At 48.1% G+C, this 13,454-nt stretch carries 15 protein-coding genes; 6 read left to right on the top strand and 9 right to left on the bottom strand.

The window, feature by feature from the left end; all coding sequences use genetic code 11:
- Positions 1-47: 47 nt before the first annotated feature.
- The 3 genes from CN378_RS17595 to CN378_RS17585 form a co-directional block, all read right to left on the bottom strand.
- Complete coding sequence (locus CN378_RS17595; RefSeq protein WP_098353793.1) at positions 48-668, bottom strand: TetR/AcrR family transcriptional regulator; 621 nt, start codon at positions 666-668, stop codon at positions 48-50.
- Positions 622-1,887, bottom strand: a complete 1,266-nt coding sequence (locus CN378_RS17590; protein WP_098353792.1) for an MFS transporter — start codon at positions 1,885-1,887, stop codon at positions 622-624. The genes CN378_RS17595 and CN378_RS17590 overlap by 47 nt, the downstream gene beginning before the upstream one ends.
- A gap of 323 nt (positions 1,888-2,210) precedes the next feature.
- Positions 2,211-2,672: a hypothetical protein gene (locus CN378_RS17585; RefSeq protein ID WP_098353791.1), complete on the bottom strand. Its 462-nt coding sequence runs from the start codon at positions 2,670-2,672 to the stop codon at positions 2,211-2,213.
- 138 nt (positions 2,673-2,810) lie between these two features.
- On the opposite strand from CN378_RS17585, the gene ahpC reads away from it, so the two are divergent.
- Complete coding sequence (gene ahpC / locus CN378_RS17580) at positions 2,811-3,374, top strand: alkyl hydroperoxide reductase subunit C (RefSeq protein ID WP_034761584.1); 564 nt, start codon at positions 2,811-2,813, stop codon at positions 3,372-3,374.
- Between the two features lie 12 nt (positions 3,375-3,386).
- Positions 3,387-4,913 (top strand): alkyl hydroperoxide reductase subunit F, encoded by a 1,527-nt coding sequence (ahpF, locus tag CN378_RS17575; RefSeq protein ID WP_098353790.1) that lies wholly within the window; start codon positions 3,387-3,389, stop codon positions 4,911-4,913.
- A 221-nt stretch (positions 4,914-5,134) separates the two neighbouring features.
- On the opposite strand, the gene CN378_RS17570 is transcribed toward ahpF, so the two are convergent.
- The 3 genes from CN378_RS17570 to CN378_RS17560 form a co-directional block, all read right to left on the bottom strand.
- Positions 5,135-6,004 carry a protein phosphatase 2C domain-containing protein gene (locus CN378_RS17570; protein WP_098353789.1) on the bottom strand — a complete coding sequence of 290 codons (870 nt, stop codon included), beginning with the start codon at positions 6,002-6,004 and terminating at the stop codon, positions 5,135-5,137.
- Between the two features lie 104 nt (positions 6,005-6,108).
- Positions 6,109-6,789 carry an adenine nucleotide alpha hydrolase gene (locus tag CN378_RS17565; RefSeq protein ID WP_179884962.1) on the bottom strand — a complete coding sequence of 227 codons (681 nt, stop codon included), beginning with the start codon at positions 6,787-6,789 and terminating at the stop codon, positions 6,109-6,111.
- Positions 6,790-7,014: 225 nt separating this feature from the next.
- Positions 7,015-7,452 (bottom strand): nuclear transport factor 2 family protein, encoded by a 438-nt coding sequence (locus CN378_RS17560; RefSeq protein ID WP_098353787.1) that lies wholly within the window; start codon positions 7,450-7,452, stop codon positions 7,015-7,017.
- Between the two features lie 334 nt (positions 7,453-7,786).
- On the opposite strand from CN378_RS17560, the gene CN378_RS17555 reads away from it, so the two are divergent.
- Positions 7,787-8,056, top strand: coding sequence for a DUF3243 domain-containing protein (locus tag CN378_RS17555; RefSeq protein ID WP_257141198.1), 270 nt, complete (start codon positions 7,787-7,789; stop codon positions 8,054-8,056).
- A 46-nt stretch (positions 8,057-8,102) separates the two neighbouring features.
- Here CN378_RS17555 and CN378_RS17550 read toward each other — a convergent pair whose 3' ends face one another.
- The 3 genes from CN378_RS17550 to CN378_RS17545 all read right to left on the bottom strand — a co-directional run bounded on the left by CN378_RS17550 (position 8,103) and on the right by CN378_RS17545 (position 9,647).
- Positions 8,103-8,876, bottom strand: coding sequence for a PAS domain S-box protein (locus tag CN378_RS17550; protein WP_098353786.1), 774 nt, complete (start codon positions 8,874-8,876; stop codon positions 8,103-8,105).
- Between the two features lie 80 nt (positions 8,877-8,956).
- Positions 8,957-9,082, bottom strand: coding sequence for a hypothetical protein (locus tag CN378_RS23010; protein ID WP_257141197.1), 126 nt, complete (start codon positions 9,080-9,082; stop codon positions 8,957-8,959).
- 22 nt (positions 9,083-9,104) lie between these two features.
- On the bottom strand, positions 9,105-9,647 hold the full coding sequence (locus CN378_RS17545) for a CBO0543 family protein (protein WP_098353785.1): 543 nt from the start codon (positions 9,645-9,647) through the stop codon (positions 9,105-9,107).
- Positions 9,648-9,897: 250 nt separating this feature from the next.
- Between CN378_RS17545 and coxB the strand changes: the two genes are divergently transcribed.
- From coxB to CN378_RS17530, 3 genes are all read left to right on the top strand, one after another.
- Complete coding sequence (coxB, locus tag CN378_RS17540) at positions 9,898-10,890, top strand: cytochrome c oxidase subunit II (protein WP_098353784.1); 993 nt, start codon at positions 9,898-9,900, stop codon at positions 10,888-10,890.
- Between the two features lie 107 nt (positions 10,891-10,997).
- The gene (locus CN378_RS17535; RefSeq protein ID WP_098354273.1) at positions 10,998-12,872 is read left to right on the top strand and encodes a cytochrome c oxidase subunit I; all 1,875 of its coding nucleotides are present in this window, start codon (positions 10,998-11,000) and stop codon (positions 12,870-12,872) included.
- Complete coding sequence (locus tag CN378_RS17530) at positions 12,869-13,453, top strand: cytochrome c oxidase subunit 3 (protein WP_098353783.1); 585 nt, start codon at positions 12,869-12,871, stop codon at positions 13,451-13,453. The genes CN378_RS17535 and CN378_RS17530 overlap by 4 nt, the downstream gene beginning before the upstream one ends.
- The last annotated feature ends 1 nt before the right edge of the window (position 13,454 follow it).

Below are 13,454 nucleotides of genomic sequence, written 5' to 3'. Positions count from 1 at the left end.
ACCTGTCTCCCTGGCATTTTCGTGAAGCGTATATCAGCGAACTCTCTCTACTCATCTACACCCAATCCCCACTTCACATACGCGATCAACAACTCCGTCTGCTCTTTCAGCTGAATCGTGTCGGAATCGAGGATGGCGTGATCCACCGCAAGTCCGTCGATATGCGAAATGATGGCTTTGGCGATCACCTCTGGTTCAAAGCGTGGAGAGAACTCCCCGGCTTTCACGCCCTCTTCAATAATATTGGCGGTCATTCGATACGCCTCAGCAAATCGTTTCCTGGCATGATCCTTCCTGCTTTCGTCATTGCGTCCCGTAATGAAGTATTCCAACTTCGAAGGCGCGAGGGCATCCATTTCATTCGTCGCCTGTTTACTCTCCCCGAGAAAGCTCATAAGGAGGACATCCCAATAGCTCCCCTGCTGCTTCAACATAGCCTGGATACTTTCCTCGATGACCTCCTCCTGCTCTCCCTCGATCAATGCCTCGAAGAGATCTTCTTTGTTTTCAAAATACTGGTACAACCCGCCCCGGCTCACACCGGCCCGCTCCATGACGTGCTTCATGGTCGTATGTTCATAGCCGTGCTCGCTGAAGACTTCCCGGGCGGCTTTTAGTAAGTTAGAGCGGCGTTGCTCCTTGTGCTCCTGACTGACTTTCGGTGACATCTGGCTCCTCCTCTACTTTATTTTTTACGGCAATGGATATGAAGAATAATACGATCAATAATGACCCGGTGATGATGAAGGACGGGATGATCCCAATCACGGTGGCAAGGGCTCCCCCTGCAAGCGGCCCGATGATCGTGGCTGTCGTGGTGGTGCTGTTGACGACACCGAAGACCCTGCCCGTCATGTGAACCGGCGTCTTCTCCTGTGTCGCTGCCTGGAATGGGATGAAGACGAGGCCGGCAGATGCTCCTGCCATCATTCCGAGAACCGGGACCCACAGCTTTGACAGGCTCAGGTCATAATGTGTCAGGATCCCCATCAAAGCAAATCCCATACCTATTCCGAATACCCCGATACACATATAGACGAATGCGTTATAATCTGTCTTTTTCGACAGATAAATCCCTGTGATCAGCATTCCGACACCAGCACTTGCCACCAGATACCCAAGGAGATTCGGTGAGACATCCGTCAACTGGCGCAGCAGGACAATGAATTGAGAGTCCGATAATTGCAGGATCAACAAACTGATCCCGAGTAAAAACAATCCATATAATAAGAAACGGCTTTTTTTAATGAATGAGAACCCGACTTTGATCTCCTCTTTGAAAGAAGGTCCGTCCCTCTTCTCCTCTTCCACTTTCACTTCTTTCACGGCTTTTGGCAAAAGGAAGATAAGGATCGCCGACAGGAAGAAGGTGGCCGAGTCCAGATAGAAGACGTTGTACGTTCCGATCAGGGACACCAGGATCCCGCTCACGAGCGGTCCGATGACCTTCGTGCCTGAATCGATGGTGGACGAAAGCGACATGGCCCCCTTGATGTTCTCATCTGCCACAAGCTCCTTCAACTTTCCATTCTTTGCCGGAATGAACACTGAGGAGAAAATCCCCGTCAGGAACAAACAGCCGTACACCATCCACACATTCGTGGCCAGCGTCAGGAGCAGAATCAGCACTCCCCTTACCACATCGGAAAACACCATCAGCGTTTTCCTCTCCATCCGGTCCGCAATCGTTCCCGTGATCGGTCCGAATAAGGCCATCGGCAGCGCCAGACTCAAGATGATCAACGACATCTGCATCGGTGTTGCTTCCCATTTTAACCCAACCAGCGTAATGATCGCCACAATACTCAACCAATCCCCAAGTCCCGAAATCGCCTGCGCCGTCATCAGTGTGATGAACGGTTTATTTTTGCGTAAAGAAGATTCCATTCCCCATCGCCCCTTTGTTAAAAATGACATTAGTGTCGTTTTCTTACTTTTAGTATATCGACACGAGTGTCATTTTGCAACCGACTTTTTAAATTTTTTTGAAAATAGGTATACTTACCTTATAAGAAAAGGGGGTCTGCATATGCCTAAAACGGTTAATCTTGATAGGTTGATTGGAGAAATGGAATGATAGTTTGAGGTTCAGGAAGGAGCTGTGCGTTGAGTATGAGTGAGGGTGGAAAAAGATTTCACTCTCTCCCCATGAATGTATGAAGCTGGTTTGGATATTCACTTTTACATACAGCTCATCCCCCTTTCTCCACCTATTCACCCACCAACCTCAAATAATAATACCCCACATCCCTGATCGCATCCTGCATCTCTAAAAACGACGTAACCGAAAAGTACAATGCACCAAAAGCCAGGCAAACAATGATCATGCCGACTGATAAGGGGATATGCTTCCGTTTTATATAAAAAATCAAGGTAGTGATGCAGACAATGAAAAAGTAACCGGTCGAGGCAATGAGCGTGAATCGGTGAGTTGCCGCCTCACTCATTGACGAATAAAATTGATCGAGATCTTCTTTATTTTCTTTATTTTGATAGATCGTTGAGGTCCGTCCCTCATGAGCGATTTTCCAGATCAATGAGTGTTCCCCTCCTATCATGGTGAACCGATACCCACCCACTTCCCTTTCCTGGATCACAGATGATGCTGCTGCAAGGATATGTAGTGGAGTCAATGTGACCAATACCACGAATAAGACTAGTTTTTTCAGCATAAAATCCTCCCTTTCCTAAACCCCGATCTTTTCCCTTGACAAAAAAACGCAAATATATAATAATGAATATCGAATTAGAATTATTACAATCTGTTAATGATTCTCAATCACATACCACTACTAGGAGGAATTTACACTATGTCATTAATCGGTTCACAAGTCGTACCATTTAAAGCAGAAGCATTCAAAGACGGTGAGTTCATCACTGTGACAGACGAAAGCCTGAAAGGTCAATGGAGCATTTTCTGCTTCTACCCTGCAGACTTCACATTTGTATGCCCGACAGAACTTGAAGACCTTCAAAATAACTATGAAACTCTTAAAGAGCTTGGCGTAGAAGTATATTCTGTTTCTACGGACACTCACTTTACACATAAAGGCTGGCACGACAGCTCTGAAAAAATCGGTAAAATCAAATACGCAATGATCGGTGACCCGTCACAACGCATCACTCGCGGTTTCGATGTATTAAATGAAGAAGATGGTCTTGCTGACCGCGGAACATTCATCATCGACCCGGATGGCGTCATCCAGGCAGTTGAAATCAACGCTGGCGGAATCGGCCGTGACGCAGATATCTTAGTTAGCAAAATCAAGGCTGCACAATATGTGCGCAACAACCCAGGCGAAGTTTGCCCGGCTAAATGGCAGGAAGGTTCTGAAACACTTAAGCCAAGCCTTGACTTAGTTGGTAAATTATAAGGAGTGCTAAACATGCTCGAAGCAGATATTAAAGCACAATTAGATCAATACCTGCAGATGATGGAAGGCGACATCGTCCTGAAAGTCAGTGCAGGTGACGATGACACGTCGAAGGAAATGCTCGCTCTTGTAGAGGAGCTCTCTTCCATGTCATCCCGCATCTCAGTGGAAAAAGCAGAACTGACAAGAACACCCAGCTTCAGCGTGAATCGTCCTGGTGAGGAGACCGGTATTACGTTTGCCGGGATCCCTCTTGGACATGAATTCACTTCCCTGGTCCTTGCCCTCCTTCAAGTGAGCGGCAGAGCTCCGAAAGTGGATCAAAGCGTCATTGACCAGATCAAGAGCGTAAAAGGTGAACACCACTTCGAGACGTATGTCAGCCTAAGCTGTCACAACTGTCCTGACGTCGTGCAGGCACTGAACATCATGAGTGTGCTGAACCCGAACATCACGCATACGATGATCGACGGAGCGGCCTTCAAGGACGAAGTGGAACAGAAGAACGTCATGGCTGTTCCTGCTGTCTACCTAAATGCGGAATTCTTCAACGGCGGTCGTACGACGTTAGAAGAAATTCTATCTAAAATCGTGGAAGGTCCCGGCGCGGATGAGCTTTCGGACAAAGATCCGTATGACGTCCTTGTCGTCGGTGGCGGACCTGCGGGATCCAGTGCGGCGATTTATGCGGCACGTAAAGGAATCCGTACAGGAATCGTTGCTGAACGCTTCGGCGGTCAGGTCCTTGACACGATGAGCATCGAGAACTTCATCAGCGTGAAGCAGACGGAAGGTCCGAAACTTGTGGCGAGCCTTGAAGAGCACGTGAAGGATTACGGCATCGATGTCATGAACCTTCAGCGCGCAAAACGCCTCGAGAAGAAAGATCTTGTCGAGCTTGAGCTTGAAAACGGCGCAGTCCTGAAGAGTAAGAGCCTGATCATCTCGACAGGTGCACGCTGGCGCAACATCAATGTCCCGGGTGAAGAGAAGTTCAAGAACAAAGGAGTGGCATACTGCCCTCACTGTGACGGACCACTCTTTGAAGGGAAAGATGTCGCTGTCATCGGCGGAGGAAACTCCGGTATCGAAGCAGCCATCGACCTTGCAGGAATCGTCAAGCACGTCACGGTCCTTGAGTTCAACTCTGAACTGAAAGCCGACGATGTGTTACAGAAACGTCTTTACAGCCTGCCGAACGTGACCGTGATCACGAACGCTCAAACACAGGAAATCACAGGTACAGATAAAGTGAACGGTATCACTTACAAAGACCGTGAAACTCTTGAAGAGAAGCACATCGAACTACAGGGTGTATTCGTCCAAATCGGTCTTGTGCCAAACACAGACTGGCTCGGCGACCTTGTAGAACGTACGAAATTCGGTGAAATCATCGTGGACAAACACGGTGCTACCAACGTCCCTGGCGTATTTGCTGCAGGAGATTGTACAGACAGTGCCTACAACCAGATCATCATCTCAATGGGATCAGGAGCCACCGCCGCACTTGGCGCGTTTGACTATATGATCCGGAACTAAGATGATTGATTTTACTGGAGGTCCGTCCCTCAACATGAGGGACGGACCTCTTTTCGTTTTTCGGCTTCATTATCGTGCAATCACCTTTACCCGCGTTACCAATCTACTAAATTTTAACATATACTCTATGGAATTACCTACTGACGAGGGAGGGACGGACCTCTGTTTTTCTGAAACAGAAGGTCCGTCCCTCCCTGTTGTTCCTATTCCTTGTTTTCACGCTAGAAATCGAGGTCCGTCCCTCTCCCAAAGTCCATCACGATGCCGGCTTTGTCGTCACTTTTTTTGAATCTTGGGTAGGTGATGCATTGGGGATCTGGTTCCTCGAGTGCGATCAGGTCCTCTGCATATGTCTGGATTCCTTTTTGGAGGATACTCCCCGCTATGAATTCCCAATAAGATTCTCCCTCGGGAATTGATTCTGCCGGAAGGAATAACCCATCCGTCAAGAGGATCAGATGGGTCAGCCCCACTTTGTTGATCTTCCCGTATTCGAAATAGTCAACGGCTTCGGGCTCCCCGTTCAGGACGCCGTATCCATTTGCTGCATTGCTCAGCTGCCTGTTCGCAATCAGCTGCTCCTTCACACGGGGCATGATCTCATCCCTCGTCCGGAACCCTCTTCTGATGCACTCCCTCCACATTTCAATCGCTGTCTCCTCCAGGTGCTCCACCTGAAGCCTCGTCAGGGGACGGACCTCCCCGCTTTCATATACGGCAAGGATCATGCAATCCCCCGACTGGATGAACTCGATTCCGTTATCCAGCACCCGAACCACGGCCAGCGCCGTCCCCCACAGCTGCTCCTTCCGGTGACGATCGATTCCGTAACCACTCATTTTCCTATGTAAGTCTTCATTGATTTTCTTTACTGCTTCGACTAATGGCTGGTCTTCCGCTTCACCGGATTCCAATGCATCCTTTACCGTGTGGGAAGCGATGTAACCGCCCGTCAGGTTCTCTCTTGACGTGAAAGGGACGAGTGATGACACTCCGTCGGCGACACCGAATAGGGACTGTTTCTCATTGAAAATCAGTGTGTCTTCATTAAGAGGTCCGTCCCCTTTTATGGTGATGTAATGTAAATTCATGTGAACACTTCCTTAACTAAATATCTGTACTGATGACAGTGAAGAGGTCCTTAGGGGGACTTATCAGGGAATCTACGAATATATCAGTGATCCCCACATCCATCTCACTTCGGCACAACGTCCCGAAATAAAAACCGGTCCCTGCCAGTCCGCACATCCGGCGCCACTCTCTCCTCGCCCAGCTCATACCCGATTGGAAACCCAAAGTTCGGCCCGTCAAATACAAACGTATGAAATTCCCCATTTTCTCCACACACATCGCATTTTTCTGGATAATCCTGAAGAAAATCTTTATCGTACACTCTTCCTGCAAACGATCGATCCAGCTGTTCCAAATCGATACAGGTGAGCACGGTTTTAAATCCTAGATTGATAAATTCACGGCCCAGTTCCCCTACTTCCCGGCCCCACAATGGGAAAACCGGCGTAATGCCTGTCCCTTCAAGCATCTCCTCCCGATACGCCCGCACATCTGCAAGGTGGATATCCCCGAAGACCATGTGGGTGATTCCGTCATCCAGCATACCGGAAACGGCATTTCCCATCCGCTCCTGATACACCTCATTCGGGCAGTCCTGCGGGATCCAAACCTCACGGAGCGGAATACCGAGTGACTCCGACTGCTGCTTCAACATCTTGTATCGCACACCATGGATTGACACCCGGTCGAATCCTTCCGTCAGCGTCACGAGCAGTGAATCAACCTCGAATGCTGGATCTTGCTGGATTTTATGTAATGCCAGGGTGGAATCCTTTCCACCGCTGAATGCTATAACTGTTTTCATGTTGGCCTCCCCGTTTCCACAATGAATTTTCTCACTATTCATTATTCCAAACCTGGACGGGGAACTCAAACTTCTTGGCATGAAAAAAAAGAGGCTGTTTAGCCCCTTTTAGTTAGATTAGCAAACCTCCCCCTCTATGAGGGACGGACCTCAAATCTCCAAGAAGACAAACTCTTACCTCCCCGTTTTGAGGTCCGTCCCTCATTCAAGCAATCTACCAACTCCTCAAGACCGATTTTGAGGTCCGTCCCTCTCAATCGTCTCTCTCACTTTCCCTCTTCCAATTCCTGTCTCGATGTAACTCCTAACGAGTTTCCAGTTACCCTGTACTTTTTTAAAGGTGTCGGAGAACAGGTTTCCGGTCTCCATTGGTTTACCGTCCAGTACGATAGTGGCGTAAAGGATGGCGAGGGTTTCATCTTCTTTTAAGGGAATGATTGCTACTTCATGGATTTCCCATTCTGCATCGTGCTCGTTTATGAAGGCAAATCCCTGCTTCCACCCTTCCATCGATTCCTCATATTTGAACGCCTCGATTTCTCCGTCCCTCACTTCTCTTGCCTGATAGTCGGTGGAAATAAATCTCTCCAATTCTTTTAGTGATGAATCCTTCCAACCTTGTAGAAACCCATCAAGGGCCATTCTGAATGTCTGATTATTCATGGTAACCTCCTACGTTTTGTATCTACCAATTATTTCGAATCCCCTGCATAAATTCAATCCCAGCAAAAAGAAGCCCGATTCCTTAATTCGGGCTTCCCCTGAAAACTCGCACAAACGGAAAGGTTCAGACCCCGCCCCCCTATTCTATGCATTCGCGGGAAGGAATCATCCTCCTGAAAAAGGCGTTTACGATTGCATCAAGTCGACCTCCAATAAGATTCATCCTCTGATGTGTTCGCAGGCGTTTATTCTAATTTTAAAAGGGAAACACACTACTAAACTACTAAAGGAGGAATTCATTATCGCACACGATCCTAAACAAGCAGCGGCAAATATGAATGAAGACAAAAAGGAAGACATTCTGCAGCACTTCGATTCGTTCAAGGATTATTTGGGGAATCAGGTTCATAAAGGAGAAAAGCTCGGACTGAGCGAAGAAGCTCTTTCAAAAGGTGCCAAGCGCGTGGCCGATTATTTAGCAGAGCATGAGGAACCACGTAACCGTGAGCAGAAGGTGCTGAATGAAATGTGGCATGTAGCCAATAAGGAAGAGCGTGAGCATATGGCACATGTGTTAGTGAAACTTGCAGATCAAACCAATTAAAAGAACACATCCGGGCCCCCATTAGAGAGATCTTTGGGGGCTTTTCTTATGATTGATTCTGTTCTTGCAGGATCATGCCGATTTGGGCCAGGGCCTCTTTCACGGTAGCCACTGTTGGAATTGAGGATAAGTCGATCCCCAACCCGATCGCTTCAACGGCTAATTCCGGCCTTACTCCTGATATGATGGAATGTACACCGAGGAGAGACAAAACGTTGGTAATCTTGAAGAGATAATCGATAACCATGCGATCAAGGGTATAAACACCGGAGAAATCAATGATTAAGCGATTGACGTTTTGTTCCTTTACTTTTTCAGGGATCAATTCCAGGAGGGTCATGGCTTTCTCTTGACCTATTTTCCCTCTCAGGGGAAGCACGGCCACATCATCCAATAACGGGACAATGGTGGCGGATAATTCATTGATTTCCTCATTCATGTCATGCTGATTCTTCTCTGTTTCTCTACGTTTAGAGATATCCCAGACATATGTCTGAATGGCCAAGGTATCCCCCACTTTCACAGGATGACAATACAATTCGACTTCCACTCTCGTCCCGTCCATGCGATAAACGGTTTCTTCGATGACGTCTGCCGGTTTTCCATATGCAGATTGTATTCTCTGACGGATGGCAGCCTTGGAGCTTTCCTGAAAAATATCGAGGGGACTCTCACCGATCATGCTTTCTTTGTTGCTCCTGAAGAATTCTTCCGCTGCATGATTTATGTACAGGACCGTATAGTCCGTGTGAATAATGAGAGGATCCCGTGAATATTCCATCACTTCTATATAATCTATTTCTGTAACTGAAACACTCACACTACCACTCCTTTTCCTACTACGATACAGATTGTTATACTAGATAGCAAGGAGATGGCATTCGTTCCCAATCGGTCAGCTTAGTTACCGGCCAAATTTTTTTTGATCGAATATAATCCGTTTAACATGATGATGCTGAAGATGGATGATAACATCGTACTGCCGATCAGCATCCACAGGATCACGTTTTCTGGTTTCCTGCGCAATGGTTTCCCTCCTTCTCATCCATTATTCCTTCTTTCTAAAAACATACTCCACTATCCCTCTTATCACATAAGATAAAGGAAAGTAAATGATGAAAGACCACCACACCTCCCAGTGATAGATTCTGTAAATGTCAAGCCACCTGAAGATCGGCTCTGCTATGAACGATGCTCCCCCCGCAAGAATGATGGACGAATAAAAGAAGGCCTTCCCTTTCGGAAAATACTTATATTGAAGCATGTAGGTGACCGGTATCAAGGCATAATCAAATAAGTACGCTTTCGGAAGAACCGGGACTAATTGTCCAGGGTATCCCCATAATCCGAGATCAAACCCGATCCCGTCCAGATTTGCCGACACGATGATCCACACCAGTCCGAGAAATAGAATTTTAGGCTTATTCATTTCGTTTCTCGTTAAACGGATAAACACCACCCATGTCAACAAAAACAGAATGATGATAAACCACCAGCGTGGAGACAGAAAACAATGATCCAGCCAATAGTTGATATTTTCCCTTGTGACTTCCAGAGACTTTTCCCTTATTAGATCATATCGTCCTTGCATAGACTATCTCCTTTTAAAAAAACGCCCTCATAGTTCATCTAAGAGGGCTCTGAATAAAGGTCATTTCCTTCGATAATAGTGTTTTCCAACCAAGAGAATTTATTCTCCGGCATGATACAAAATCCCTATTCTCCACTATTTTCTAAATCTTTCGTTTAGTTAACGGAGATTAGAGGTAGGGTATGTATGGAAAGGCTTACCGTCCTATGCCAAAGGACGAACCTTGCGAAATGATGAAAGGGGGATCCCATTGAAGCGTCTTGGTTTCGGCATCCTGATGACCGTTCTTTTCCTCACCGGTTGCAGCTCTTTAAAGGTTCTGGATCCCAAAGGGACCGTCGCAGAACTTCAATTGAACTTATTCCAAATTTCCATTGCGATCATGCTGCTGGTCTTTTTTGTCGTGTTTTCCATGTTCGTATACTTCACATGGAAGTATAGAGAAACACCTGAGCGCCGCCATGTCATCCCTTCCTATGTCAAAGGGAATAAACGATTGGAGGTGACATGGACCGTCATCCCCATCCTCTTATTGGTGATCCTCGCCATTCCAACGGTCAAAGGGACCTTTTCCCTTGCCCAATCGGATGAAAAAAGCGAAAATCCCTTGGAAATTGAAGTGACGGGACACCAATATTGGTGGGAGGTCCACTATCCGGATCAGGGCATCACCCTGACCAACGAAGCCTACATACCCGTGGATCGCCCTGTCGTATTCCATTTGAAATCCGCTGATGTCATTCATTCCTTCTGGATGCCGAGGCTTGGTGGAAAAAAGGATCTCATACCAGGCAAACAGAATACCTTGACCCTGAATGCCTCAGAGGAAGGCGACTACAAAGGACAATGTGCAGAGCTCTGCGGGGCTTCCCATTCCTATATGAGATTCCAGGTTCACGCAGTCGGTGATCAGGAGTTCAGTCAATGGATCGAGAAAGAGTCAACGAAAACGGCACCTGACGATCTATCCCCGACAGCTGAAAAAGGAAAAAAATTATTTATCTCCAAATGTTTAACCTGCCATGCCGTATCGCCTTCCGATAGAAGCAAGGGACCTAACCTGGCTGGATTTTCCGATAAGGAGCGGATCGGCAATGTCCTTTTGAACTCAGATGAAAATGTACAAAAATGGATCAGGGACCCGTCCTCGTTCAAACCGGATGTCAACATGCCATCGTTTCCTGATTTGACAGAAGAAGATCTTAACGCGTTGAGCTCGTATCTTTCCCAATTAGAAAAATAAATCTTGTCCCCGAGGAGGTGGAGAATATGGATATCAAGTACACCCTTTTCGGACGGGAATTCGTATTCCCCTCTGATATCGTTGCGGCAGACATCTCGATCATCCTCATGGCCGTGGCTGCCCTGTTCTTGTTGACTCGTTATAAAAAATGGAAGTGGGCCTGGGACTGGGCAACCTCCACCCACCATCATAAAGTCGGCATCTTATATCTTGCGGCAGGAGGAGCCTTCTTCCTGCGTGGTGGCCTTGACGCCCTGATCATCCGGCTTCAGCTCGCCCTGCCGGAGAATCAGTTCTGGGTCTTCCAGGGAGAAAAGTATAACCAGATGATGACGACCCACGGCACGACGATGATTTTCTTCGTGGCCATGCCATTATTGATCGGACTCATGAATGTCGCCGTCCCCCTTCAAATCGGAGCCAGGGACCTGGCGTTTCCCCATCTCAACTTGTTGAGCTTTTGGCTCTTTCTCGTCGGCGGGACATTGGTCAATATCAGCTTTGTGCTGGGTGGGTCTCCTTCAGCAGGCTGGACGGGCTTTGCCCCCTTAAGCCTCGATGTGTATACCCCCGGTCCGGGTCTTGATTATTATGCCATCGGGATTCAGATCGCCGGTGCCGGGACGATCATGTCCGCCATTAACTTCCTGGTGACGATCATTCGGAAACGGGCTCCAGGACTTACTTTTATGAGAATGCCTTTATTCACGTGGTCCGCCTTTGTTACTTCCATCCTGATCTTATTCGCTTTTCCCGCCCTGACCGTCGCCCTGTTACTCATGACGATGGACCGGGTGTATGGAACGGCTTTTCTGACGGGAGCAGAGGGGAATCCCCTCATCTGGCAGCATTTATTCTGGATCTTCGGTCACCCGGAAGTATACATTTTGATCCTGCCTGCGTTTGGCATCTTTTCCGATGTGATCACCACTTTTTCAAGGCGAAACCTTTTTGCCTATCCGGCCATGGTGTTCGCCCTCGTCCTGATTGGATTTCTCGGGTTCATGGTGTGGATCCATCACATGTTCACTGTGGGACTCGGACCGATCTCCAATGCCATCTTTGCCCTGTCCACCATGTCCATTGCGGTGCCGACGGGCATCAAGGTATTCAACTGGCTCTTCACGCTCCGGGGAGGGGTCATCCGGTTTAAGACCGCCATGTTATTTTCCCTGGCGTTCATCCCGACCTTCCTCATCGGCGGGGCCACAGGTGTCATGCTTTCATCGGCCCCTGCTGATTATCAGTACCACGACAGTTACTTTGTCGTCGGGCATTTTCACTATGTGATCGTCGGCGGGACGGTTCTCGGCATCTTTGCAGGAGTGTATTATTGGTGGCCGAAAATGTTCGGTTTTCTACTCAACGAAACATTGGGGAAATGGCACTTCTGGTTATTCACCATCGGCTTTCACATTACCTTCTTCCCGATGCACCTCATGGGATTGAACGGGATGCCCCGCCGTGTGTTTACGTATTTAAAGAGCGACGGATTAGGCACCTTGAACCTGATCAGCACGATCGGAGCCTTCCTCATGGCTCTCGCGGTGATGGTCTTTCTTTGGAACATCTTCTGGAGTTACCGGAACGGAAAGCGTGATCTGACCGGCGACCCTTGGGAGGGACGGACCCTTGAGTGGTCGATCGCGTCACCGCCGCCACTGGGCAATTTCATCAAGCGTCCCCTCGTCACCACGATCGATCAGCTTTGGTACGAGAAGCAGGAAGGGGATGGAACCATTCAGACGGCAGAGGAAGAAGACGTCATTTACGTATCGAACCCTACGGCACAGCCGCTGATGCTTGCAGGAGCCCTTTTCGTCTCTTCCTTTGGCTTTATCTTTGGTTTTCCTCCCTTACAATGGTTCGGTCTTGCCAGTGTAATCGGGATGCTGACGCTGCGCTCCTTCACTTCGGGTCGCACTTGGACACCTTATACACCAGATGAACTGCGGGAAGAAAGGAGGAAAGGGTCTCAATGAATCAACACACTTTCGAATTCGAACAAGAACAGGACAAGAAGCTCGCCATGTGGTTCTTTATCGCCGCGGAGGTTGTCATCTTCGCTTCCCTTTTCGGGGTATTTCTTACACTTAGATCCCATGTATCCGATGGTCCTTCCAGCGAACAGATGCTTGAGGTGAAAAGTGTGGTGCTCTCGACGGTCCTCCTCCTTTCCAGCAGCTTCACCATTTATGCATGCGTCCACACGTTGGAAAGGGGAAAAACGAGGCTGACACTCCTCCTATTACTCATGACATTTCTACTTGGCGGCGCCTTTTTAATGATGGAATCAAGGGAGTTCCTACACTACTATGAAAAAGGGTACACACTAGATATCAGTCCTTTCGTGTCCTCCTTTTATCTGTTGGTGGGGACCCATGGACTTCACGTCCTGGCAGGAGTCATCTGGATGGGCATCCTCATGATACACGTCGCGTTGAAAGGGGTCAGCCGGGAAAACGCATCGAGACTTTCGGTGTTCTCCCTTTATTGGCACTTCGTGGACCTCGTGTGGGTATTGATCTTCACTCTCGTCTATCTGTATGGAAAGGTGGGATAGG

Origin of the sequence: Bacillus sp. AFS015802 (genome assembly GCF_002561455.1) — a bacterium.
In the GTDB taxonomy this organism is placed as follows: Bacteria; Bacillota; Bacilli; order Bacillales; family Bacillaceae_B; genus Rossellomorea.
This window is presented reverse-complemented; position numbering and strand designations above follow the sequence as displayed.

Bases quoted from the DNA above. Each gene is read 5' to 3' on its own strand.
- CN378_RS17595 (WP_098353793.1), bottom strand. From the start codon at position 668: ATGTCACCGAAAGTCAGTCAGGAGCACAAGGAGCAACGCCGCTCTAAC.
- CN378_RS17590 (WP_098353792.1), bottom strand. From the start codon at position 1,887: ATGGAATCTTCTTTACGCAAAAATAAACCGTTCATCACACTGATGACG.
- CN378_RS17585 (WP_098353791.1), bottom strand. From the start codon at position 2,672: ATGCTGAAAAAACTAGTCTTATTCGTGGTATTGGTCACATTGACTCCA.
- ahpC (WP_034761584.1), top strand. From the start codon at position 2,811: ATGTCATTAATCGGTTCACAAGTCGTACCATTTAAAGCAGAAGCATTC.
- ahpF (WP_098353790.1), top strand. From the start codon at position 3,387: ATGCTCGAAGCAGATATTAAAGCACAATTAGATCAATACCTGCAGATG.
- CN378_RS17570 (WP_098353789.1), bottom strand. From the start codon at position 6,004: ATGAATTTACATTACATCACCATAAAAGGGGACGGACCTCTTAATGAA.
- CN378_RS17565 (WP_179884962.1), bottom strand. From the start codon at position 6,789: ATGAAAACAGTTATAGCATTCAGCGGTGGAAAGGATTCCACCCTGGCA.
- CN378_RS17560 (WP_098353787.1), bottom strand. From the start codon at position 7,452: ATGAATAATCAGACATTCAGAATGGCCCTTGATGGGTTTCTACAAGGT.
- CN378_RS17555 (WP_257141198.1), top strand. From the start codon at position 7,787: ATGAATGAAGACAAAAAGGAAGACATTCTGCAGCACTTCGATTCGTTC.
- CN378_RS17545 (WP_098353785.1), bottom strand. From the start codon at position 9,647: ATGCAAGGACGATATGATCTAATAAGGGAAAAGTCTCTGGAAGTCACA.
- CN378_RS17535 (WP_098354273.1), top strand. From the start codon at position 10,998: ATGGCCGTGGCTGCCCTGTTCTTGTTGACTCGTTATAAAAAATGGAAG.
- CN378_RS17530 (WP_098353783.1), top strand. From the start codon at position 12,869: ATGAATCAACACACTTTCGAATTCGAACAAGAACAGGACAAGAAGCTC.